The organism is Acidobacteriota bacterium, from assembly GCA_012517875.1.
Taxonomy (GTDB): domain Bacteria; phylum Acidobacteriota; class JAAYUB01; order JAAYUB01; family JAAYUB01; genus JAAYUB01.
Genome location: JAAYUB010000101.1, coordinates 22,204 through 46,504, shown reverse-complemented (window position 1 = coordinate 46,504; position 24,301 = coordinate 22,204). Strand labels below are relative to the sequence as shown.

The window sequence follows — 24,301 nt, the reverse complement described above, 5'->3', positions numbered from 1 at the left end:
GGTGCACCGCATCCCGGGCACCGACGACATCGACGAATCCATCTACGAGCCGAAATTCCTCCTGCTGGACCACCTGGGCTCGACGCGCGCGGAGCTGGTGTTCACCGAATCGGGCGGCGTCTTCTCCCCGGTCATCCAGGAATACTACGACCTGATGCCCTACGGCGAAGTCATCGACCCACCGACGACGCAGGAGAGCGTGATGTTCACCGGCAAACAGAGAGATTGTGAATCAGAGACGGATTATTTTGGAGGGAGATACTATAACAATACACTGTGCAGATGGCTTAGTCCGGACAAACCAATGCAAGATAATCATCTTCATCTGCCTCAAAGTTGGAATCTTTACTCCCATGTTCGTAACAATCCTATCCGTTTCATTGATGAGGATGGATTTTTAGCAAGAGAAAAGAATGGGAAGTTTAAACGTAACGTTGTCCTCGATAATAATGGAAGTATGATTCATTCTCAAGAGGTCAAAATACCTACAGCTAAGTCGAGTACAAGGGGACGGCCATTTTATTTATTTACCGAGAAAGGGAATAGAATCCTTGCGCATGAAAATCAATTCAGCCAGAAAGCTTCAGGCTATAACACAAATTGTCACGGACTCACTTTTGCTGATGGACAGTACACAATCGGCAACCCGAATGATGTTCAAACAATACTCGATGATGAGTACACAAAGATTGATCGTGACAATAATCAAAGTGTACAAGAAGGGGATGTTGCAATTTTTTCTGATAATAATGGTACTATTTTACATTCAATGACAGTAAGTGCTGTTGGAAGTGATGGATCCGCATCTACAATAATTGGTCTTGGTGGTACCATTCCTGAAGCATACAAAACAACACCTCAAGAAGAGTTGAAGAAATATGAATCATTCGGTGCTTGTAAAGTTACATATTTTAGGAAAACTCAACCCGATCCGAAAGCGATGAGCCTGTCAGATAAGGAAAATTTCAAAAAATCCAGATAACAAATAAGGGCAAAATGATGAACATAAAAACCGGCAGAGCATTTGTCGTTACAGCAATCTTTTTTTCTTGGTGTGTTGTAAGCACGTATTGCAAAGAAGCATCGATGTGCAAATTGCTCACTATGACCGACCAAGTTTTGGCAGAGAAGTATATTTCTAAGTTTTTACACAAAAATAAATCAATGTTATATCTGAAATTGCATAATTCATACGAAAAAGATGGTCAGGAGTGGCTCCGGCGCTATATTTATGGGATTAAAGGGAAGTGTAGTATATATTCAACGAATTTTTCTAGTTCTTTTAGTTTTAACAATATTCATCCAATTGCAGGCAAAGAATTGTGTCTCCAAACAGATGAAGGCATTCTCATCTTGAGCATAGAGGGCAAATTAGTGGGAAAAATTTCATCTCCTTCATGTCAAACGTTTATGACTCGAATTCATTACATCGATCTTGATATGCCGACTGGTTCTGAACGGTTGGATGAGATTGTGATTAAAAGTGCCAATCTCATATTTAGAAACAAGTCTACAATTAGAATTCTTAAATATATTGATAATGACTATAAAGTTGTTTTCTCCCGAGATTTTAATGAAAGCTATATAAATCAGGATCTTGTACATCCAATTCTGGAACAGATTGGAATAACTGTAAAAGAAAGTGATCAATTACTGCTCAGAATAAATGATGAGGGGATTTTTGAGTATTTCGAGTTCTCGCAAGGACGCTATGTCCAACATGACGAGCATGATTAACAAAAGGGCAAAGACTCTGATAATTTGAAACGGCCACGCGGCCACGGGCCAGGCGGGCTGGGGGCAGGCGTTCGACGCGGCGCGGCTCTGGCCGGTGCGGATCGTGGCGGGGACCACCGCGGTGACCGCCACCACCGCCACCACCAGCAGCGCCGTGCTTTTCGGGCTGGACTACGCCGGCTACGAAGCCAACGGCAACATCGCCGCGGTGACGCGGACCCTGCGCCTGGCCGCCAACGGGACCCCGTACACCATGGATTTCGGCTACAGCTACGACCGGCTGAACCGCCTGACGGGCTGCGCCGTGGCGGATGCGGTGTATACTTATGCCATGGACGAGTTCGGGAACATCACCGCGCGCACGCGGACCGCGGGAGGCGGCGGCGACCTGCCGAGCTCGCTGGCGCTGGTGGTGGACCGGGGCTCCAACCGGCTGGGCGGCGCCGGGTATGGCTACGACGTGCTGGGGAACCTGGTGCAGATACCGGCGCCCGACAGTCAGGACTCGCTGTTCATGTCCTACCTCGATCAGGGGCACATCGGGACGCTCACCGACGCGGCCGGCGTGGTCTGGAAATACTACTACGACGCGGACGGGAAGCGCCGCATCAAGGTGAAGACCGCCGGCGGCGCGGCCACCGGAAAGACGTACCCCAAACCGGCTCTCCGCGCCCCGGAGCGGGCGCGGGGAGCCGTCACCACAGATAGCGGTCATCATACGGCGTGCCGGCAGCATCCAGGAAGCGACGATATTCTTCCTGAAAGGTCTCCTTCCGATGGTGTTCTTCCTGATGTTCAATGTAGTGCCGGACCGCCTCCCGCCAACTCCACCATGACGCACCGCCTCTGCCATTCGCGGCGCGACCGACCTCCGCGCCTTCTCCTCGCGCCCCGTCAGGGCGCGGATCCGCGAGGAATGATCGGCTTTCCAGGGGCTGCGGCCCGCCCTGCCGGGCGCGGCCTTGCCCCTGGCTAATATCTTCGCCTCCCTCCGGGAGGCGGGTCGTGGCGCGCGAATTCGGTGGGTAGAATCGTGCGAAACAGACTCGGGGCGGTGGTGGACGATCGTAAGCGCCGGGACACCTGGTTTGGAGTGCGCAGACACGTCTGCGCTCTGGTTCCCTGCGGAGCAGGCGCCGGGAGTTGGCTTTCCGCGACTAACCGCACGCCGCGGTGGCGCCCTGCGCGGCCCGCGCCCTGGAGTGCGGCGGCTCGACGCCGCTTTGGATTCGGCCGTAGGCCGCGTCCGCCGGACGCGGCCCACTGAAACCGCACGATCCATGGGATCGGAGGATCGGATCGTTCGATCCCGTAGTCCGGCCGCGGCGGCGGCCGCGGCGTGTAGCCCGGGCCGCGAGGCCCGGGTGGCGGGAAACAAAGGGCTGGGCAGAGCCGCGCAGCGGCGGGGGAAACGGGGCAGAGCCAAGGACACGCGACAGAGCCAATGCCCCTAGGGAGAATGGCTGTCCCCCGTCGGCGTTCGGCACAACCCTGAATTGGGGCCGAACATGGGGCCCCCAAACGTCAGCTGCTTCCCCGTCGCTCCTGCGGAGCTCGGCCGCACGGACCCGCGGCGCACCCGGACCTGTCGGTCCGGGCTACACGCCGCCGCCGCTGACGCGGCGGGATTGTGCCGCGGGCCGCGTTCGGCGAATGTGGCCTGGGGCAGTGGCGCGAGTACTGCACGATCGTGCCGTGCCCGAACTCGCGCACGGCAGTAGCGTGAGGTGCTGGTCGGAGGCCGCGAGGTACATCAGGCCGCGTTCGGCGAACGCGGCGTACTTCCGTCGTACCGCGCGTTCGATGAACGCGCGCTGACGAACATGTGTGGATGGTTTGCGAACAATCGGCCGCCCCGCATGGTCCCCGCGACCCGTCAGGGCGCGTGCCATATCACTAAACAACGCCCACCTGGGCCTGCGGCCCTGGCTATTGACCACCGTCCCTCCGGGCCGGACGCGTGCCGCAGCGATCGGATTTTGCTGCAGCCCGGCAGCATCACATGATACCGGATGATTTTGCCGTGGTCGAACTCGCACACGGCAGTAGCGCGAGGCACTTTTGTTCCGGAATCCAAAGCAGCGTCAAGCCGCCGCACTCCAGAGCACTGCGTGCTATCCAGAACGCTGCGCGCACGGCGCGGCCGATGTCCGAAGTCCGATGTCCGCCTGCGGGAACGAGCCTCGATCACGAATCACGATTACGAATTACGATCACGATTACGAATTACGATTACGACTCACGAGGAGGCATGGACTCCTCACTATTCACCATTCACCGTTCACCATTTGCTTTCCCAGGCGCCGGAGCTACTTGAGGTCGCGGGCGCAGCGAAAGCCCACGTTGATGTAGGCGGTGCCGGGCCAGTCACGGCCGCGGGACCAGACCGCAGCGGCGGTCAGCGGGTGGCGCCAGTCGCCGCCGCGCATGACGCGGAAACGGCCGCCCGACGGACCCGTCGGATTCACCGCACCGTCCCCGAAAGGTTTCTCGTCGTAGTAGTCCTGGACCCACTCGGCGACGTTACCCGACAGGTGGGCCAGGCCCAGCGCATTCCGCCCACCGGGCATGGCGGTGACGGGGACGGTGCCCAGGCGGTCCCCCTCGCTCGTGTTGGCGCGCGACGGGTCGGCCGGGCCGCCCCACGGATACGCGTCGCCGGCGGCCAGACCGGCGCGGGCGGCGCACTCCCATTCGGCATCGGTGGGCAGGCGCTTGCCGGCCCAGCGGGCGTAGGCCGCGGCGTCATCCCACGTCACCAGCACCACCGGGTGGTGATCGCGGCCGGCGGGGCAGCGGCCGTTTCGCCACCGGTACGGCTCAGCCAGGCGGAGGAACTCCTCGTAGCCGTCGGGTTTCCACTTGAACTTGCGCTCGTAGTACTCGAGCGGCTGGACAGCCGGGGCCGGCCGGCCGGTGGCTTGGATGAACTTCAGGTACTGGGCGTTGGTCACCTCGAAGCGGTCCATGAGGAACGGGCTCACCCTGACCGGGATTCCGGCCGCGCCGCGCCGATCGCCGAGGCGGAAGGCGCCGCCGGGCACGCGGACCATGTCCGTGGCGGGCGGTTCGCCGGCGGGCAGGTTCAGGGTGCCCGACACGTCGGGCCGGGCGTCGGGGAGCGGCGCCAGCAGGTCCAATTTTGCCGGGATCAGCGGTTCGGACCGGATCCCGTGCCGGGTGAGCTTGCCGTCCACATTGCCGAAGCGGACCTTGGCCTTGATCTTCAGCGGGATGTAGCGGCCGTCGGCGGAGGACCAGACGTAAAAGTAATCGTCGGGATCCATCATGGTGCCGAACAGGTTCAGGATGTTGTACCGGTAGGCGGGGAGGCGGCCGATCACCGTGTCCAGCGTCTCTTTCCCCTCGTAGGTGACCGTGATCTTCTTGACCCGGCCGAGGTAGGAGCCGTTCAGGTCGGCCGGGAAGCGCATCGCCCGGCCCAGCGTCCGCAGGGCCGGCATCATGGCCAGGGCGTCCGGCATGGGGGAGGGGAAGCCGTAGTGCAGCTCATTGCGGGTGACGCGGACGCCATCGTCCGCGCGGGAATACTCCTTGAGCCACATGTGGCGCGTGTCGGGGTAGAAGAACATCATCTGCTGGAGGTAATCCGGCCCCTCGCTCCGGACGCCCCAGACGTGCAGTCCCTGGAAGTCGCCGGGCTGGAAGTAGCTCTTGAAGTAGTCCTTCACCGGGAAACGGAAACCGGGCACCGATTCCGCCATCCCCTCGGCCACCCAGACCGGCCGGCCCTCGAAACGTCCCTCGCCGGCGAAGCGGAAGGTGAAATCGCCGGCATCGATCGCGGGCAGCAGGGGTGACGCCTTCCACCTGAACCGAAAGGTGATGGTTTCCCCCACGGGGAAAGGAAGGGGTTCCAGGGCGTTTTCGGCGTGAGCCGGCCGGGCGGGCCCCGCCGCCACACCCAGGAGGAGGGCACAACCGCAGAGGAGGAGCACAAGCCGTCCCTTCACCGGATCACCTCGCTGACAGCATGGGATTTCTACGTTTTTCTGTCATTCGCTCCGGGCGTTTTTCACAAGATTTCCACAGAAAATGTGCACATTAAGTCTCACGCCCTATCTGTCCGATATAGATGAGGTATCATAGCGAAAAGTTCTTAAAGAAAAGGTTGATGGCAACCCGTCCCGATCGGCATTCGGGATGCATGGTCGTTCAGCCATCATGAGCCTCGCCGCCTGTGGAAAAATGGCGGTCAGGACGGCGGCACGTCCGGTCGGGCGAACAGGTAGCCGGCCACCGGGGCGCCGAGGATGACGAATTCCAGCGCCAGCGCCACCGGGTGCACCGGGGCGGCGGGCAGGATGAAGACGAGCTTTTCCACCACGTAGCCGGCCATCACGAGGCCCGCGGCGGCGATCACCGGGACCGGGTGAGTCTTGGCCGCCCGGGCCACAAGGATCCCGAACGGCAGCACGAACATCGCCAGCAGCACGAACACGGCCATGGCGCCGTACGGCTGGACCGCCACGCGCCGGTAGACGTAGCCCACCTCCTCGGGGATGTTGCCATACCAGATGGTCAGGTATTGGGCGAAGATCTGGCCGGCCCAGAGCAGGGCGAAGCCGAAGATGAGCTTGGCCGCGTCCACGAGCACCGGCCGGTAGCGGGCAGGCTCGCGACGGGCGCGCCGCAGCGCGACCAGGGCGGTGGCGGCGATGCCGAGGTAAAGCGCTTCGATGAAGAAATACGCCCCGAACAGGGTGTTGATCCAGGGTGCCTCCAGCGACATGACCCAGTCGAACGCCATGAGCGACTGGGTGACGACGAAACCGAGAAGGTACAGGATGCAGAACACCCTGGCCGACCGGCCGCCGCGGCGGTCGGCGCCGATCCACAGGTGGGCGGCCACCGCGGTCAGGAGCAGCATCGCAGTGTTGCGAATGACGAAGAAGTTCGGTTCCAGCCAGCGGGTGGGGTGCTCCAGCCACGGGTAAACGGACAGGTTGGCCGAAAACACGAGGAACAGCGCCGGGAAAGCGAACAGCAGCGGGTAGACGCCCATCAGGTGCTCGCGCATGGGGAGGAACCACTTGGCGCCGGACAGGTCGGCCGCCGCGGCCAGAGCGACCATCCCCTGACAGATCGCGGCCCAGAAGAGCACAGCCACGACGAGCGCCATGCCCGACGCGCCATGGAACGCCCACTCTACAACCAGGATCAGGATCACGGCGGCCGCCGCGAGGGTAGTGACGCGTTTGCTCATACGGCCTCCCCGGTGTCCTCGCGGATGATGAACTCCGGCCCGCACTCGGTGCCGGCGACGATGGCGGGGATGTCCGGGAACCGGCTCAGGAACAGGAAGCCGAGGAACGAGATCACGCCGCCGAACAGGATGGTGAGCTCGAACGCCACGATGATGTAGGTGGGCAGGGCCACAATGGGCTTGCCGCCCGTGCGCAGGGGCCAGTCGAGCGCGGTGCCGATGGTGAAGGCGAATCCGGCGGTGAGACCGGCCGCCGCGCCGATCAGCGTGAACAGCTTGAGCCGGCTCGGCCGAAGGTGGAGGATGTGCTCCACCTCGTGGACGTGAAACGGCGTGGTCACGGTCAGCCGACGGGGGTGCACGCCGGAGCGGACCAGCTCTTCGAGCTTGTGGAGGAACGCCGCCTTGTCGTCGAACTTGTATTCGCGGATCATGACGCATGCTCCTTGACTTCGGCGATGGCCAGCACCGGCAGCATCTTGGTGAAGATCAGGAACAGCATGAAGAACATGCCGAAGCTGCCGATGGTGACGCCGATCTCGACGAACCGGGGGGCGTAGTTGCCCCAGTTGTACGGGTCGAAATCGCGGGCCAGCGAGGTGACGATGATGACGAAACGCTCCAGCCACATGCCGACGTTCACGAACAGCGACAGCACGAACAGGTATTTCAGGTTCCGGCGCAGCCGCTTCACGAACAGAGTGAGGGGCAGGAGCCCGTTGCAGAAGAGCATCAGCCAGTACAGGTACTTGTAGTCGCCAACGGCGCGGAAGGAGAAGTGGGCGATCTCGAAGGGATTGCCGCTGTACCAGGCCAGGACGAACTCCACGATGTAGGAGTAGGACACGATGAGCGAAGTGAAGAGCAGGATCTTGGCGATGGCTTCGAAATGGTCCACGGTGATGTAGTTGTCCAGGCCGAGGATGCGGCGCATGGGCACCACCAGGGTGATCACCATGGCGGTGCCCGAGAAGATGGCCCCGGCGACGAAGTACGGGGCAAAGATGGTGGTGTGCCAGCCGGGGATCACGCTCATGGCGAAGTCCCACGAGACCACCGAGTGGACCGAGATCACCAGCGGCGTGGCGAACGCGGCGAGGAACATGTACAGCCAGGCGTAATGCTTCCACTGTTCGGCCGTCCCCTGCCAGCCCAGCGACAGGATCCGGAACACCCAGTGCCGCCAGCCGGTGAAGCGCCGCCGGGCGATGGCCAGGTCGGGGATCAGGCCGACGAAGAAGAACACCGCGCTGATGGTGAAGTAGGTGCTCACGGCGAACACATCCCAGATGAGCGGCGAGCGGAAGTTCACCCAGAGGTGGCGCTGGTTGGGGTAGGGCATGAGCCAGTAGAAGAACCAGCACCGGCCGAGGTGGATGAGCGGGAACAGCCCGGCGGTCATCACCGCGATCACGGTCATGGCCTCGGCCGAGCGGTTGAAGCTGCAGCGGAACTTGGCCCGGAACAGAAACAGCACGGCGGAGATGAGAGTGCCGGAGTGGGCGATGCCCACCCAGAAGACGAAGTCGGTGATGTACACCCCCCAGCCCACCGGCGAGCGGATGCCGGCCACGCCCAGTCCCTCGAAGATCTGCCATCCCCAGCAGCCCAGGCCCAGGGCGAAGGCGGCGGCCGAGACGGCCAGGGCGGTCCAGTAGAGCTTCGATGGCTTCCGCATGGCGGCGAGGACGTCGTGTTCCAACTGGTCGAAGTAGGTGCCGAGGCTCATGTCACTTCACCTTTTTACTCAGGTAGTAGACGGCCGGTTCGGTGCCCAGCATTTCCAGCAGGCGGTAGGCCCGGCCGGAATGGGCCAACTGGTAGACCCGGGATGTCTCGTCCAGGATGTTGCCGAACGTGATGGCGCCCGCCGGGCAGGTCTGGGCGCAGGCGGGCACGATCTCGCCGTCGCGCACCTTGCGGCGGCCGTCGTCCTTGGCCTTGTCCTTGGCGCGGGTGATGCGCTGGATGCAGAACGTGCATTTCTCCATGATCCCCTTGGGCCGCACCGACACGTCGGGGTTCTTCAGCCGGTCCAGCGGCGCGGGCGCGTCATACTCGAACCAGTTGAAGCGGCGCGCCTTGTAGGGGCAGTTGTTATTGCAGTAGCGGGTGCCCACGCAGCGGTTGTAGACCTGGACGTTGAGGCCCTCCTCGTTGTGGTAGGTGGCGTAGACAGGGCAGACGGTCTCGCAGGGGGCGGCGTCGCAGTGCTGGCACATGACCGGGATGAAGACGGGCGCTTCACCGTCGCGAACGTACGGCTGCACCCGGAGCCACGACATCTCGCGGCCGCGGAGGTGCTCCTCGGGGCCGGCGACGGGGATGTTGTTTTCCATGTAGCAGGCGGCCACGCAGGCGGAGCAGCCGATGCAGCGGTCCAGGTCCACGGCCATGGCCCAGCGGTAGTCCACATGCTCGTGGGGCTCGTAGAGCGTATGCTTCTCGTGGTGGTGGTGGACCCCCACATCGCCGGGGACGATGCCGCGGTTCGTTGCGTCCATGCCGCCGGACAGGAAGGGGAGGGGCACCCGGTGGCCGGTCTTGGTCACCGCTACGCCGCTCTGGCACACCAGCAGCTCGCCGGTGGCCGGATCCGCCTTCAGACCGAGTCCGGCGGCGGCGTCCACGGCGGCGAGCAGGACGCCGTCGGGCAGGCCAGGCAACACGCGGACAGGCAGAGCGGCACCGCCCAGCCGCAGCTCGTCACCGTCGGCCAGCCCCATGGAGCGGGCCAGACCGGGGGGTACGTTCACCCACGGGCCGTACGTGACGGTGGACAGCGGATCGGGGATCTCGTGGAGCAGCGGGATCACCCGGCTGCGGCCGTCGAAGGTGCGGAGCGACGGCGCCACCACCAGAACCGGCGTCGCCAGTTCCGGCGCCCGGCCCATCGCGGCCAGCGCGGCGGCAGCTCCGTCAGCCAACTTGATCGTCTCCGCCCGAACCGGGCGTTCCACATACCCTTGTGTCCACCAGGCGGCGGGGTACGGCTTCCACGCTTTGAACAGGTAGTCTTTGTAGGAGATGGATGTCCCGGCCAGCCCCAGCAGCATGTCGCCCTCGGAGCGGGTGCCATGCAGGGGGCGGAACACCGGCCGGATCTGCCCGAGACGACCGCGTCGCGGTTCGGCGTCGCCCCATGACTCCAGGGCGTGGGACACGGGGAGAATCAGACGGCACCCGGCGAAGGCGGGCGAGAGGAAATCGGTGATGCCCACGCTGAACGCGGCATCCGGCAACGCTTCGAGGGCGCCGTCGAGGAGTTCCAGGCCGTGGAGACGGCTCAGGATGAGCACGCCCACGCGACGCTCCTTCAGCCGGCGGACGACCTTTTGGGCATCGGCCAGGGTGCCCACCGCGTCGAAGGTATGGTCCGCAGAGAAATCCACCAGCTCGGGGATGGCGCCGAGACTCCACTGCAGCAGGCCGGCGAGCAGGGCCACGGCGTGTCCGTCCGCGTGGGCCGTCGACACGCCGCCGGCGACCACCAGGGGGTGCCGGGCGGCGGCCAGCGCGCGGGCGAGAGCGTCCAGGTCCGCGATCGGAACACCGGTTTTGCTGGCCGCTTCTTCGCGGGTCACGTTCGGGATTGCGGCCGACACGTCGGCCGGAAGCGGCTGCCGCGCCGGCACGGTCCGCAGCAGCCAGGCCAGCAGAAACCGCTCGCTCCCCGCGGCGATGACCAGCCGATGCGCGGCCCTGGCGCCGGTGAGACTGAGCGCCGGCTCGGCGTGGAACCAGGGCCAGCCGGTCTCGAGCTTCGGGGCGACCCGCCGGGCGAATTCCACGGGGGAGAGGAACGTGTCCACGATGTCGGCGCCGACGGTGAGCAGGGCGTCAGCCCGGTCAATGTGATAGGCCGGTACGGTGCGGCGGCCGAAGAGCCGGCCGTACGCTCCGCGCAGGGCGCCATAGTGGTAAATCTCGAACTCGGGCAGGCGCTCCAGGCCGAGCGCTGCGCACGTTTCGCCGATCAGTCGGTGCAGTGAGGCGGTGCTCCGGCCGCCCCAGAATGCGTTCGTCCGGCCCGCGCCGGCGGCGGCTGCAAGCTCGGTGCGGACGCGTCCCAGCGCCTCGTCCCAGCCGATGGGTTTCAGCTCGCCGCCGGGCTCACGATAGAGCGGACGGCGTACCCGCTCCGGATGGTACACGCGCACCAGCGACGCCTGGCCGCGGACGCAGAGCGTGCCGCCCCCGACGGCATGATGCGGATTACCTTCCAGCTTGACCGGCAGCCCGTCGCGCACCGTGACCGTCAGGCCGCACGCGGCGGGGCATTCGGTGCAGACCGAGTGGACCTGGACCGGCTCGCCGGGGACGTGTCCCTCCGGTGGGGGCAGGATGCGGGAAACCAGCTTGTCCTGGCCGAAGCCGGACGACCAGGACGCGGCCACGCCGCCCGACGCGATGCCCAGCACCTTGAGGAAGTCTCTGCGTTCCATCATGAACTCCTGTCGTTCCAATCAGTGGTGGCAAACCCAGCAGTCCACCGAGACCTGCTTGGCGCGGTGGCAGTCCACACACCAGCCCATCATCAGGGAGCGGACCCGGCGGACCCGGCTCTCGGCCTTGACCTGGCCATGGCAGACGGTGCAATCGACGCCGGCCGCGACGTGGCGCTTGTGAGTGAAGCGCACGTGCCACGGCAAGTCATGCACCTTGACCCATTCCAGGGGTTGCCGGGCTTTCCAGTAGCCGGCCAGTTTAATGATCTCCGGCCGGTCGGTGGCTGCGTTCTGGTGGCACTCCATGCAGCGCTGGAGGGGCGGGACCGACGCCCGGGCGGACACGGCTACGGTGGTGTGGCAGAAGGTGCACTCCAAACCCAGCTTGTTGGAGTGGATCTGATGGCTGAAATTGATGGGTTGTACCGGCGCCTGCTGGTACTTCAGCCAGTACCAGCCAAGCGCGCCTACGGCCAAGAGGCACACGAGGAAATAACCGACTAGGAACGGCATCAGCTTGCGGGTTTTCATGGCCATTCCCTCACTTCTCTTGTTCCATCTGCTTCAGCAGGAAGGCGGCCACCGAGGCAACCTCAAGCTCCGTCAGACCCTGGTTGGGCATCGCCGGATAAGCGGGATCCACCTTAACGGGATTGCGGAGGAATGTCTTGAGCTTTTCCACGTCGCCGGCGTACTTGGGCAGGACCTGGTTGTACGGCGGGCCCACCACCTTCTGATCGAAGCGGTGGCAGGCGGTGCATCGGTCGTTGTAAATCTTTTCACCCAGCTTGTCGTCGGCCACCATGTTCTTGGCCAGCTCCGCGGCGCGCTTCCCCTGCCACTCGGCCAGCGCCCGGGCGCTGCTCTCGTTGAGGAGCACCCAGTGCTCTTGGTTGGCGGCGGCCTGGAGCGAGTAGTCTTTGAGGATGAGCAAGCCGCTGGCGGCCAGGGCGCCCACGAACGCCGCGGCGATCCACCGGGACGCCGGTCGCCCCAGCATGGTGATCGACCAGATCGCCAAAACGGCCAGCAGGACCAGTACCGCGGCGCTGAGCCAGAAGGTGTTCAGAGACAGCGCGGGTTCGGGTGCCACGTACAGCTCCCAGATCATGAAGACGGGCAGGAGCAGACTACCGCCGGCCACCATGGCCAGCGCCATGCGCCGGAACGTTTCGGCGTGAGGTGCGTCGGCAGGCAGCCGCTTCTCCGGCCAGCGGAACAGGAAGAAGAGGATGGCGGCGCCAGCCAGCAAAACAGAAACCAGGCAGAACACCTTGAAATGGACCACCACGGTCACCGAGAAGACGTCCGGCAGGGGGCGCCGGATGAACGGCCATTTTTCGGGGGTGAAGGCCAGGTTCATGACGCTGGAGAAGAAAAAGTAACCGCCTGCCAGCAGCACCGAACCGGCGGCGACGAGGGCCGCCTGCCGGCGGCGCTGGCCCAATGCCAGCAGCAAAAAACCGAGAATGATGGGCGACGTCAACCGCAGGATATAACTGCCCACGGGCACTGGTTCGCCGTACAGGTAATGCTGGAAGAGGAACAGCAGGCTGGCCAGAGGCAGCACGACGAAGATGCTGATGGTGCTCCACGTGAGGGGTGCCACCCGGCCTAGGTCCCTGGCGGCCGCGGGATCCCGCCGCCAGAACACCAGCGACAGCAGGTTGCTGATCCAGGCGATGCCGGCGAAGGGCAGGTGCACATAGAGCATGAAGACGACCAGCACCGGCAGCATCTGGAGGTGTTCCACACCCGGCGGCAGCAGCATGTTATTCAAGATGTCCATCCCGATGAACCCCTTTGATGTGATTCCGTCTCAGCGCAAGACCAGAGCTCGATCCAGAAGCAGCAGGGCCAGCGTCATCACGGCAAACCCGTTGATGGTTCCGAACACCCGCCGATAGAGCCCGTCCGGACGGTCCAACGACGACGGCAGCAACCGAACTGCGGCCAGTGACAATCCCGCGGCCGGCAGCAGGATCAAACAGGCGATCCAGCTCCGCCCGGGATCCAGATAGAGCGGCAGCACCAGGCTGCTCACCGCCGCGGCCAGCGTCCAGGCGGCCGTCACGCGGACCAGCCGGCCGGGCTGGAAACGCTCCGTCAGCACGGGAAAACCGGCGCGCCGGTACTCGTCCGCGTGAGCCAGGAGGAGCAGCCAGAAGTGGGGCACCTGCCACAGGACCATGAATCCGGCCAGGGCCCACACCGCCGGCGGCGGCGGCCCGCCGGCGGCCGCCCACCCGCCGATGAGCGGCGGCACGGCGCCCACCAGGGCGCCCGGAATGGCGGCCCAGGCACTGTGGCCCTTGAGCGGCGTGTACAGACCGTTGTACCAGAGCACCGCCAGCAGGCCCAAGGCGGCCGACGGCATGCCGCCGAACACGGCCAGCGCGCCCGTTCCGGCGGCGATGGCGACACCGGCGGCCCCGAGTGCGACCGCGGGCCGCAGACGCCCCGAGGGGATGGGCCGGCGGGCGGTGCGGGGCATGGCGGCGTCGGCGCGGCGCTCCTGGTACTGGTTCAAGGCGCAGGCCCCCGCAGCCAGCGCGAACACCGCCGCCGCCGGGGGCAGGATCGACGCGGCCGGGCCCGGCGGCGTCAAGACTGCGCCCACGGCCGCCGTCAGGGCGGCCAACAGGGCGATCCGCGGTTTGAACAACTCGAGCAACGCCATCATTTCAGATTCTTCAGATACGCGATGATCGCGTCCACATCTTCGGCGCTCAGCGGATCCGGCGATGCCGGCATTTCCATGGCGGCACCTTTGACGATTTCGGCGTTCGGTTCCAGAATCGCCCGCCGCAGATACGCCGCGTCGGCGTCAATTTCGCGCTCGCGGCCGTTTACAAGGACCACCGTGCGCCGATTGAAGATTCCCTTGAAGGTGGGGCCGGCGCCGGGCGAGCCGTCGACGCTGTGGCACGTGAGGCAGCCTTGGTCATCCATGAGCGCCAGCGCGGCCGGCGCCCCCGACTTCGGTTCGGCGGCGGTTTCGTGATACCAGGTCTCAAATTCCGACTGACTCATGACGATCACCTTGGACATCATGTAGGCGTGGTTCTGCCCGCAGTACTCGGCGCAGTAGATGTCTGCGGGACCCATTGACTGGGGGCGGAACCAGAGGAAATTCTGCCGACCGGGAACCACGTCCTCTTTCACCCGGAAGGCCGGGATGTAGAAGCTGTGATTGACGTCCACCGACTTGAGTTCCAGCCGGACGGCGCGGTCCAGCGGGACGTAGAGCTTATCGGTCTTCTTGCCGTTGGGATACTCGAACGCCCAGTCCCACATCCGCCCGATGACCTGGACGGTGAGAGCGTCCGCCGGGACGTCGCGCATCTTGCGGAATTCGGAGAAGCTGAACCAGAACATGATCAGCACCAGGATGGTGGGAATGACCGTCCAGGTGATCTCCAGCCAGGTGCGCTGCCTGACTTTTTCCGACATGGGGTGGCGGCGGCGGTGATAGCGGATCACGAAGTAGATCATGAGCACGGTCACCAGGGCGAGCATCACCACCGAGATGCCGACGATGAGCAGGAACACCTGATCGACACCCGAGGTGAATGTGGAAGTGGGGGTGTTCATCGGTCACCTCAGCGGAAGGAGATGTCGGCGAACGTCAGCACCATGATCACGGTCATGGTGACGAGGGCGAGGGAGAGCATGATCTTGAACAACCGCTCCTCCCGCTTCAGGTTCATGAAGATGAACAGGACCAGCGCGCCTTTCACCGTGGCGATGGCGATGGCCGTCATGATGCTCCACTGGCCGAAATGCAGGCTGGCGGCGATGATGGTCACGCCGGTGAGCACCAGCAGGCCGAACCAGATCATGATGTAGGTGCCGTATGGCATGAGTTCTTTCTTTTCCATGGTCGGCCTCCTCATGAGATCAGGTAGAGCAGGGGGAAAAGGAAGATCCAGATCACGTCCACCAGATGCCAGTAGAGGCCGGCGTTCTCCAGCTTGATGAGCTGCCGGTGAGCAACCGCTTGGTTCTCGCGGTACACGAGAGTGACGTCGACCGCGTCCAATTGGACGTCCGCCGCCTGGTTCCAGAGCGGTCCGCCGTCCCCCTGGAGGGCGAGGGCGGTGGGCGCCGCGATGGGCACGCTCACTGTCCGGCGCGGACGGCGGGCGATCATCGCCAGAATCACCACCAGCACCCCCACCCCCACCAGCACGTGCACGCCGTGCAGGCCGGTCATGGTGAAGTAGAGGCCGTAGAAGACCTTCTCGCCGTCCGGGTGGAGGGCCAGGTCCTGGGAGCCGGGGTAGAGCCCATGGTGGAACTTGGCCGACCACTCGAAGTACTTGTTGACCAGGAACAGGATCCCCAGCAGCGCGGTCACCCCCAGCAGGATGACGCTCAGCCGCCGGTTGAGCCGCTCCAGGGCGGCCACCGACAGCACCATAGTCAGGCTGGAAGTGAGCAGGAGCGCGGTGTTGAGGGCGCCGATGGAAACCGACAGCGTCGTGGTGGCGTAGTGGAAGTCGGCCGGGTAGTACGTCCGGAAGACGGCATAGGCCAGGAACAGCCCGCCGAAGAGGAGCAGCTCCGTGAACAGGAACAGCCACATGGCGATTTTAGCGCCGGTGGCGTCCACGTGGACGTGAGGTTCGTGAAGCGTCGCGGTGCTCATACGTCCCCCTCCCCGTGATGGTCGTAGGGGCCGGCGGTCACCGTGGGGATCTCGATGAAATTCTCCGCCGGGGGCGGTGACGGCACGCGCCACTCGAGCGTGGTGCCGCCCCACGGGTTGTCCGGCGCACCGCGGGGCGCGCGCAGCGACTTGACGAAGTAGATGAAGAAAATGAACACCCCCGTCGCCAGCAGCCAAGAGCCCACCGTGGAAATCTGGTGCCAAATCTGGAATTCCGGCATGTAGTCGTAGTACCGGCGGGGCATGCCCAGCCAGCCCATGATGAACATGGGGAAGTACAGGGTGTTGAATCCGACGAAGATGAACACCCACGAGATGAAGAAGGGTCGGTAGCGGAACATCCGGCCGAACATTTTGGGGAACCAGTAGAGCAGGGCGGCGAAGATGGCGATGCCCACGCCGCCGAACATCACGTAGTGGAAGTGGGCCACCACGAAGTAGGTGTCGTGGATGTGGATGTCCGTGGCCAGCGCGCCCACGACGAAGCCGGTGAGGCCGCCGATCGAGAAGAGGAAGATGAACGACAGCGCGAACAGCATGGGCGGGGGCACCTCGATGGCGCCCTTGTAGAGCGTGGCCACCCAGTTGAACACCTTGATGCCGCTCGGGACCGCGACAATGAAGGTGAGCAGGGAAAAGATCCAGCGGGAGGTGTCGCTGATGCCGCTGGTGAACATGTGGTGTCCCCAGACCAGGTAGCCGACAAAGGCGATGGCCAGACTGGAGAAGGCGATGGCCTTGTAGCCGAAGATCTTCTGCTTGGCGAAGGTGGGGAAGATCTCCGAAATGACGCCCATGGCCGGCAGGATCATGATGTAGACGGCCGGATGCGAGTAGATCCAGAACAGGTGTTGGTACAGGAGCGGGTCGCCGCCCTTGGCCGGATCGAACAGGCCGATGCCGAACAGCCGCTCCAGGAAGACCAGCAGCACCGTGATTCCCAGGATGGGCGTGGCCAGGATCTGTATCCAGGCCGTGGCGTAGAGTGACCAGACGAACAGCGGCATGCGGAACCAGCTCATGCCGGGCGCGCGCAGCCGGTGGATGGTGGTGATGAAGTTGAGGCCGGTGAGGATCGACGAGAAGCCCATCACGAAGACGGCCAGCACCGCCAGCGGCACGTTGGTGCCGGTGCGCAGGCTGAACGGCACGTAGAACGTCCAGCCGGTGTCGGGCACACCGCCGCCCGTGAACAGTGACAGCAGCGCCATGACGGCGCCGATCGCGTACAACCACCAGGAGGCCAGGTTCAAGCGGGGGAAAGACACGTCCTTGGCCCCGATCTGGATGGGCAGAAAAAAATTGCCGAACATGGCCGGGATGCCAGGAACGATGAAGAGGAAGATCATGATCACCCCGTGGAGGGTGAACAGGGCGTTGTACGTGTTGGGTTGGACGATGGTCGGGCCCGGCAGCAGCAGCTCGAGGCGCATGAGCAGGCCGATGCAGAGCGCCACGAGGAAAAAGCCCAGGATCAGGCTCATGTACAGAATGCCGATCCGCTTGTGGTCGGTGGAGAGAATCCAGCCCAGGATGCCCGTGCGGCGGCCGCTGACCTCGAGATAGCTGGGTCGGGCGCCGGCGTCCGCGTTACTGTGCGACATCGCGCGACTTCTCCTTCTGGCGTTTTTTCGAGGTGATGACCAGGACCAGCAGAAAGCAGCCGATGAGGATCAGGAGCAGCGTCCCGGTCACTTTGAGAATGTTGAACACATAGGTCTTGCCGTCGGGGTCGTAACTGAAGCAGTAGAGCATCACCTTGCTGATGGTCGGCCCCACGCGCCCCTCGGCGGCTTCGAAGACGGCCATCTTCAGGTCGAACGGCAAAAAGGTCATCCCGTACAGATAGCGGACAATCTTCCCTTGCGGCGAGATTGCCATCATGGTGACCGGGTGCAGGTAATCCTCGCCGTCGCGCTTGTATTTGAAGCCCACCGACCGGGTCAGCGCCTGAATCGCGGCCGTGTCGCCGGTGAGGAAGCGCCAACCCTCGGGGGGGAACGGACGACGGAAGGTTTTCAAATAGTTGGCCTTCTTCTCCTTCGCCAGGTCGGGGCCTTCCCGGTCGTCGAACGAGATGGTCAGCATGGTGTAATCCCGGCCGGCCACGAGGTCCAGCCGGTCCAGACCTTCGGCGACGCCGTTCATGAGCGGATTGCAGATGCTGGGGCAGCGGTAGTAGACCAGGATCAGCAGGGTGGGCTTGTCCACCAGGTCGCCCAGGCGGACATTGCGGCCGTCCTCATCCTTGAACACAAGGTCCAGGGGAATTGTCTCGCCGAGATGCTCCTCCACGCCGATCTCGTCACCGGTGGAGGATGGGGGTGGGGTCTGTGCCGACAGGGTGGTCGCCAGCAACAAACAGATCATGGCGGTCATGGGACGCGTCATGAAACCCTCCTGAGTGTTTGAAATATCTTAACAAAAGAATACAGAAAACCAACCGAAAAACATTCGGCTCCGACTTCGTGACTTGGCTGAGATGCGCGAGCTATGGTACCATGTGACTCTTTCATCCGACATAGTTTTTGCGGGAGCGTTCCACCATGACCTCCACCAAGTTCACCATCAGCCGGGAAGATGTCCAGAACGAGCTGTTTCACGTTCAGCGCATCCTGGGCGAGCTGAAGAAGCGGATCGTCGGGCAGGAGAAGCTGCTCAATCGTCTCCTCATCGGACTGCTCACCGGCGGGCACATCCTCGTCGAGGGCGTGCCCGGCCTGGCCAAGAGCATGGCGGTGAGCTCTCTGGCCGAGGTGCTGAACCTGGATTTCAAGCGGATCCAATTCACGCCGGATCTGCTTCCCGCCGACCTGATCGGGACCATGATCTTCAACTCCCAGACCACCGCCTTCGAGCCCCGCAAGGGGCCCATCTTCACCAATGTGCTCCTGGCCGATGAAATCAACCGGGCGCCCGCCAAGGTGCAGTCGGCCTTACTTGAAGCCATGCAGGAGAAGCAGGTGACCATCGGCAAGGAGACGTTTCCACTCACCGATCCGTTCCTCGTGCTGGCCACGCAGAACCCCATCGAGCAGGAGGGCACCTACCCGCTGCCCGAAGCGCAGGTGGACCGCTTCCTGATGAAAATCCTCATCTCATATCCGGACAAGAATGCCGAGAAGAAGATCCTGCAGCGGATGACCGAAGGGGAAGGCGTGGCCATGGACCTGGCGCGGGGCCGGCAGATCCAGCTCCAGAAGGTGATCGTGCCGGAACGCATTCAGAAGCTGCGGATCATGGCCAATAAGGTGTACATCGACGACCGGGTGGTGGACTACATCCTCGACATCGTGTTCGCCACGCGCTGCCCCGCGGACTACGGACTCGACGTGGCGCGGTTCATCCGATTCGGCTCGTCGCCGCGCGGCACCATCGCCCTGAAGGTGGGCGCCCGGGCCCATGCGTTCCTGATGGGCCGCAATTTCGTCGTGCCCGAGGACATCAAGGAAGTCTGCGCCGACGTGCTGCGCCACCGCATCCTGCTGTCGTTCGAGGCCGAGGCCCAGGGCATCACGGCGGACGAAATCATCAAGACGATCCTGAACACGGTCAACGTTCCGTAACCGGACCGGCGGGATCCGACCCGCCGGGAGGCATGGGATAGAGTCGTGCTGGAACTCAAGGACCTGCTTCGCAACCTGCACCTGATCCAGATCCGCACCCGCAAGAAGATGCAGGGCGGGTTGGCCTCGTCCTACCGGAATGTCTTCCGGGGGCAGGGGCTCGAATTTTCCGAGGTGCGCGAGTACGTGGAGGGAGACGATATCCGGCTCATCGACTGGAACGTGTCGGCGCGCCACCGCAACCTATACGTCAAGCAGCTCATGGAGGAGCGGGAACTCAACATCATCACCGCCCTGCAGGGCTCCCGCACCATGGATTACGGAACCACCACCCGGACGAAATTCCACGCGGCGGCTGAGATCGCCGCGCTGCTGATCTTCTCGGCGCTGCACACCGGTGACCGTCCTGGTCTGATCGTGTACGGCGGCGACGCCCCCATGGAGTTCGTCCCCCCGCAGAAGGGCAACCAGCAGGGCTTCCTGCTCCTGAAACGGATTCTGGCCGCACGCCTCGTCGGCCACCGCGGCGACCTGGACGAACTCCTCAAGTTCCTCACCCACGGGCTAAAAAAAAGGAGCGTCGTCTTCCTGGTGGGGGATTTCATCTACTCCCGATGGATCCCCGAGCAGTTGGAGATGGCGTGCCGCCGCCATGACGTGATCGCATTGGGGATTCTGGATCCCACCGAGGTGGACGGGCCGCCCGGTGGGGTGTTCGTCTTCGACGGCGTCGCGTCCCGCAACCGCGTGGTCGCGGTCAACCGGCGGACCCGTGAGCGCTACACCGCCGGAGTCAGGCGCCGCCTGGAGGAAGTCGCGGCCATTTTCCAGAAGGCGGGGGCCGATTTCCTGCTTCTGAAAACCGACTCCGCGTACGAGACGGAGCTGCAGCAACTCTTCCACCGGCGGCTACAGATCCAGACCCGCGTCTGAGCCGTCCGAAACCACCCGCTGCTTTGGGAATCTGTTGATGTAGCGGCACATGCCCGTTGCGTGCGGCCATGGTTTGTGTATAATGGTCCGGAGGTGAGATCTCATGATTCGGAGACGATCTCTGACGTTGCTTGCGGCCGTCGCGCTGCTCGGTGCCGTCGTCGGGTTCGGTGTCGCCCAGGACGACGCGGGCCAGACCCGCAAGGGGCAGAAGGGCAAGGACGAGAAGATCGAAGGCTACACGTCCGTCAGCGTCAACATCCCGGCGGTCACCCTCAACGTGGTGGTCACCGACAAGGACGGTAACCTCATCACGGGACTGGACAAGAGCTACTTCAAGGTATATGAGGACGGTCAGTTGCAGGAGCTGACCAATTTCTTTCCGGATCTCTCGCCCATCAACGTGGTGCTGGTTCTTGAATCCAGCGGGGTCATCTCCGGTCTGGAATACGACTTCTGGTATGCCGTTCTGGATTTCGTCAAAAACCTGCGCCCGGACGATTACTGCGCGTTGATCACTTACGATATCAAGCCCCATATCGCCGTGGATTTCACCCTCGACAAACAGAAGATCATCCGCGAGGCGAACATCAGCCTGTACTACAAGGGATTCAATGAGAGCGCGCTGGCCGATGTGGTCATTTTCACCATCGACCGGATGAAGGATGTCCAGGGAAAGAAAGCCGTCATCTTGCTGAGCACGGGTCTGGACACCTTCAGCAAGAAGACCTATGACGACGCCCTTAAGGCCGCGGCGACCTCGGATACGGTGATCTACGCCGTCAGCATGGGCCAGCTCGAGCGGACGATCAACGAGCCGCTCTACTCGTCGGCTACCCGATCCGACCTGCTGATGGCCGATCTGCGTCTCAAGTCCATCACCAAAAAGACCGGTGGCACAGCCTTCTTCCCGCGGTTCAGTTCGGAATATCCCAGCGTCTTTCGCAATCTGAATATGTACCTGCGTTACCAGTACACCATGGCCTACACGCCCACGAACCAGAAGCTGGACAACAAGAATCGGAAGATTCGTGTCGAAGCGGAAGCGGACATCAATCGTGACGGCAAGCCCGACAAGCTGAAGGTGAGCCACAAGGAAAGCTACAAAGCGGTGGAGAAATGACCGGGCCATGCGACCCGGCGCGTTCCGCCACACACGATAAATGAGGACGCAATGAGAGCCCAATATTGTCTCCTGGCGGTTCTGTTGATGGCGGTGATGGTCATGCCGGCGGCGGCAGGCGATCTACCCCACCGCGAGGCGGCGGTGGCCGGCTTGTGGTATGAGGCGTCGGCCGACGGCCTTCGCACCCAGGTGCAGTCCCTCCTTGACCGGGCGGCCCGTAACGCGGTGCGCAAACCGGACGAGCCGCCGGTGGCGCTGGTGGTGCCCCACGCCGGCTACGTGTATTCCGGCTCCACCGCCGCCGCCGGCTACGTGCACCTGCGCGGCGGCAAGTGGGAGCGCGTGGTGCTGCTGGCCCCGGCCCATTACGGTGCCTTCCGGGGCGCATCCATCACGCCTGCCGCCGCCTACGACACGCCGCTGGGGCCGGTGTATCTCGATCTGGAAACCTGCCGGCGGCTGCAAACCCATGCCCTGTTCGTGGACGCGCCCGACGCACACGTCCGGGAGCACGCCTTGGAATGCCAGTTGCCGTTCCTCCAGGTGACCCTGCCCAAGGTCCGGATCATCCCCATCCTGGTGGGCGACCTGAAATCGGAGGATGTGCGGACGCTGGCCGGACTTCTCGAACCGCTCCTCGACGAGCAGACGTTGCTCGTGGTCTCCTCCGACTTCACGCATTACGGCCCCAACTACGGCTTCGTGCCGTTCCGCGATGATCCGGCGGGCAATCTCAAAAAATGGAACCTGAAGGCGGCGGGCCAGATCGCGGCCCTGGATTACGACGGATTCATGGAACACATTCGGACCACCCGCGACACGATTTGCGGCCGCAACGGCATCAGCATCGCCATCCGCGCGTTGCAGCAGCTGGCGAAGAAAAAAGTGATCAAGGGCCGGGTGCTGGAATACACCACCTCCGGGGAGATCACCCGTGACTTCACGAAATCCGTCAGCTATGTTTCCATTCTGTTTGCCGATCCGCAGGTCGCCGGCGGCGCGCAGGAGACCCCGGCTGCGTCCGAATACACACTGAGCCCGGCGGAAAAAAACACCCTGCTGAGCATTGCCAGACGGACGCTGGATGCCTACATGCGCGATGGCAGGCAGCCGGCGGTGGACGTCGGCGCGTATACGCTCACCCCTCGGCTCAAGGAGCTCCGCGGTGCGTTCGTCACACTCACCCGTGGCGGCGAGCTGCGGGGCTGCATCGGGTACGTCACTCCGCAGGTGCCGCTGTACCAGGCGGTCGCCGACATGGCCGTCAACGCAGCGGTGCGAGACCCACGATTCCCGCCGGTGACCCGGGACGAGCTCCGGAAACTCCGGATTGAAATCTCCGTTCTCTCCCCCCTGGCGCCGTGTCCTGATCCGCAGACCGTGCAGGTGGGGAAGCACGGCCTTGTCATCCAGAAGAGCGGCCGGTCCGGGCTGCTCCTGCCCCAGGTGCCCGTGGAGTGGGGCTGGGACCGACGGCAGTTCCTGGAGCAGGTCTGCCGCAAGGCCGGCTTGCCCGCCGGCGCCTACCGCGAGCCGGACGCCGTCCTGATGACCTTCACGGCGGTGGTCTTTAATGAGAAGGAGTAGGCGCGAGTTTCTGACCGACAGCCTCAAGACCGTCGCAGCCGGCCCCCTGCTTATCGGCGCATCGACCCAATGGTTCCACAATGCATTCGGCGAAATCGTTCCGACGGACCGGTGGCGGGGCCGGGTGGTTGTTGCCCGAGCAGCCAAGGGGAGCACCACTCCGGCGACGCCGGGCGCGCTGCTCGATCGCGCCATGGCCCGGTTGATGGAGGAAGAGACCGCCACAGCCGCCTGGAAGCGTCTGTTCCGGCCCGATGACGTGGTGGCCATCAAGGTGAACGCCATGGCCGGCCGGCCGCTGGTCCCACGGTACGAACTGGTCCGGGCGATCGCCATGCGGCTCAACGGGGCCGGAATCCCGGACGAGCGAATCATCGTCTGGGACCGCTCCGACCGGGAACTCCAACGGGCCGGCTACACCCTGAATACCACAGGTCGTGGACTGAAGATCTTCGGCACCGACGCGCTGGTGGACGGTTACGAGCCTCAGCTCAGCCATGCCATGACGGTGGGTTCCTGCTTCGCCCGCATCCTCACGCGGCACTGCACCGCGGCGATCAACCTGGGCGTGCTCAAGGACCACGACCTGGCCGGCGTGGCGGTGATGTTGAAGAATTTCTACGGTGTCATCCACAACCCGAACAAGTACCACAACGACAACTGCTCCCCGTCCGTCGCCCACCTCTGGACCCACGACAGCATCCGCCGCAAAGTCCGCCTGCACATCGCCGATGCCCACCTGGCCCAGTATCACGGTGGGCCGGCCTTCCATTCGGCGTACACCTGGCCCTTTCACGGGCTCATTGTCGCCACGGACGGGGTGGCCGCCGACCGGGTGGCACAGGAGATCATCGAGCGCCGGCGCCGGGAGGCGGGGATGTCCACGCTGGCCGCCGAGCATCGTGAGCCGGCTTACCTTGCGGAGGCCGGGCGATTGGGCCTCGGAGAGGCATGCCTGGATGCCATCCGCTGGCTGGAGATCTGAATCGAGCGGCGCCGCCCGCG

The 24,301-nt window shown here is 63.5% G+C and carries 20 protein-coding genes and 1 pseudogene; 8 read left to right on the top strand and 13 right to left on the bottom strand.

Annotated elements, in window-relative coordinates:
• The 3 genes from GX414_10960 to GX414_10950 form a co-directional block, all read left to right on the top strand.
• Positions 1 to 982, top strand: a 982-nt coding sequence (locus GX414_10960; protein ID NLI47613.1) for a hypothetical protein, incomplete at its 5' end; no start/stop codon positions are given.
• Between the two features lie 14 nt (positions 983 to 996).
• On the top strand, positions 997 to 1,737 hold the full coding sequence (locus tag GX414_10955; protein NLI47612.1) for a hypothetical protein: 741 nt from the start codon (positions 997 to 999) through the stop codon (positions 1,735 to 1,737).
• A gap of 103 nt (positions 1,738 to 1,840) precedes the next feature.
• Positions 1,841 to 2,713, top strand: coding sequence for a hypothetical protein (locus GX414_10950; GenBank protein ID NLI47611.1), 873 nt, complete (start codon positions 1,841 to 1,843; stop codon positions 2,711 to 2,713).
• Between the two features lie 1,333 nt (positions 2,714 to 4,046).
• On the opposite strand, the gene GX414_10945 is transcribed toward GX414_10950, so the two are convergent.
• The 13 genes and pseudogenes from GX414_10945 to GX414_10885 form a co-directional block, all read right to left on the bottom strand.
• Entirely contained in the window at positions 4,047 to 5,711 is a 1,665-nt protein-coding gene (locus GX414_10945; protein ID NLI47610.1) for an SUMF1/EgtB/PvdO family nonheme iron enzyme, read from the bottom strand.
• Positions 5,712 to 5,953: 242 nt separating this feature from the next.
• Entirely contained in the window at positions 5,954 to 6,964 is a 1,011-nt protein-coding gene (locus GX414_10940; protein ID NLI47609.1) for a hypothetical protein, read from the bottom strand.
• Positions 6,961 to 7,398, bottom strand: coding sequence for a DUF3341 domain-containing protein (locus GX414_10935; GenBank protein NLI47608.1), 438 nt, complete (start codon positions 7,396 to 7,398; stop codon positions 6,961 to 6,963). The genes GX414_10940 and GX414_10935 overlap by 4 nt, the downstream gene beginning before the upstream one ends.
• A complete protein-coding gene (gene nrfD, locus GX414_10930) occupies positions 7,395 to 8,693 on the bottom strand; it encodes a polysulfide reductase NrfD (GenBank protein ID NLI47607.1) in 1,299 nt (432 codons plus the stop codon). The genes GX414_10935 and nrfD overlap by 4 nt, the downstream gene beginning before the upstream one ends.
• A 1-nt stretch (position 8,694) precedes the next feature.
• The gene (locus GX414_10925; GenBank protein ID NLI47606.1) at positions 8,695 to 11,409 is read right to left on the bottom strand and encodes a 4Fe-4S dicluster domain-containing protein; all 2,715 of its coding nucleotides are present in this window, start codon (positions 11,407 to 11,409) and stop codon (positions 8,695 to 8,697) included.
• Between the two features lie 21 nt (positions 11,410 to 11,430).
• Positions 11,431 to 11,949: a cytochrome c3 family protein gene (locus GX414_10920; GenBank protein ID NLI47605.1), complete on the bottom strand. Its 519-nt coding sequence runs from the start codon at positions 11,947 to 11,949 to the stop codon at positions 11,431 to 11,433.
• Between the two features lie 4 nt (positions 11,950 to 11,953).
• Positions 11,954 to 13,201, bottom strand: a complete 1,248-nt coding sequence (locus tag GX414_10915) for a hypothetical protein (protein NLI47604.1) — start codon at positions 13,199 to 13,201, stop codon at positions 11,954 to 11,956.
• 30 nt (positions 13,202 to 13,231) lie between these two features.
• The gene (locus GX414_10910) at positions 13,232 to 14,095 is read right to left on the bottom strand and encodes a UbiA family prenyltransferase (GenBank protein NLI47603.1); all 864 of its coding nucleotides are present in this window, start codon (positions 14,093 to 14,095) and stop codon (positions 13,232 to 13,234) included.
• Positions 14,092 to 15,006, bottom strand: a complete 915-nt coding sequence (gene coxB, locus GX414_10905; GenBank protein NLI47602.1) for a cytochrome c oxidase subunit II — start codon at positions 15,004 to 15,006, stop codon at positions 14,092 to 14,094. Before coxB ends, GX414_10910 begins: the two co-directional genes overlap by 4 nt.
• Before the next feature lie 8 nt (positions 15,007 to 15,014).
• Complete coding sequence (locus GX414_10900) at positions 15,015 to 15,293, bottom strand: cytochrome-c oxidase (GenBank protein NLI47601.1); 279 nt, start codon at positions 15,291 to 15,293, stop codon at positions 15,015 to 15,017.
• Positions 15,294 to 15,304: 11 nt separating this feature from the next.
• Positions 15,305 to 15,388 (bottom strand): annotated as a pseudogene (locus GX414_10895) (cytochrome c oxidase subunit 3 family protein).
• 671 nt (positions 15,389 to 16,059) lie between these two features.
• Complete coding sequence (locus GX414_10890) at positions 16,060 to 17,688, bottom strand: cytochrome c oxidase subunit I (protein NLI47600.1); 1,629 nt, start codon at positions 17,686 to 17,688, stop codon at positions 16,060 to 16,062.
• Positions 17,675 to 18,475: an SCO family protein gene (locus tag GX414_10885; protein NLI47599.1), complete on the bottom strand. Its 801-nt coding sequence runs from the start codon at positions 18,473 to 18,475 to the stop codon at positions 17,675 to 17,677. Before GX414_10885 ends, GX414_10890 begins: the two co-directional genes overlap by 14 nt.
• A gap of 155 nt (positions 18,476 to 18,630) precedes the next feature.
• On the opposite strand from GX414_10885, the gene GX414_10880 reads away from it, so the two are divergent.
• The 5 genes from GX414_10880 to GX414_10860 all read left to right on the top strand — a co-directional run bounded on the left by GX414_10880 (position 18,631) and on the right by GX414_10860 (position 24,281).
• Complete coding sequence (locus GX414_10880) at positions 18,631 to 19,650, top strand: AAA domain-containing protein (protein ID NLI47598.1); 1,020 nt, start codon at positions 18,631 to 18,633, stop codon at positions 19,648 to 19,650.
• Positions 19,651 to 19,695: 45 nt separating this feature from the next.
• Entirely contained in the window at positions 19,696 to 20,583 is an 888-nt protein-coding gene (locus tag GX414_10875; protein ID NLI47597.1) for a DUF58 domain-containing protein, read from the top strand.
• A 103-nt stretch (positions 20,584 to 20,686) separates the two neighbouring features.
• On the top strand, positions 20,687 to 21,706 hold the full coding sequence (locus GX414_10870) for a VWA domain-containing protein (GenBank protein ID NLI47596.1): 1,020 nt from the start codon (positions 20,687 to 20,689) through the stop codon (positions 21,704 to 21,706).
• A 51-nt stretch (positions 21,707 to 21,757) separates the two neighbouring features.
• Entirely contained in the window at positions 21,758 to 23,296 is a 1,539-nt protein-coding gene (gene amrB, locus GX414_10865; protein NLI47595.1) for an AmmeMemoRadiSam system protein B, read from the top strand.
• Complete coding sequence (locus tag GX414_10860; GenBank protein NLI47594.1) at positions 23,283 to 24,281, top strand: DUF362 domain-containing protein; 999 nt, start codon at positions 23,283 to 23,285, stop codon at positions 24,279 to 24,281. Before amrB ends, GX414_10860 begins: the two co-directional genes overlap by 14 nt.
• Positions 24,282 to 24,301: the final 20 nt, after the last annotated feature.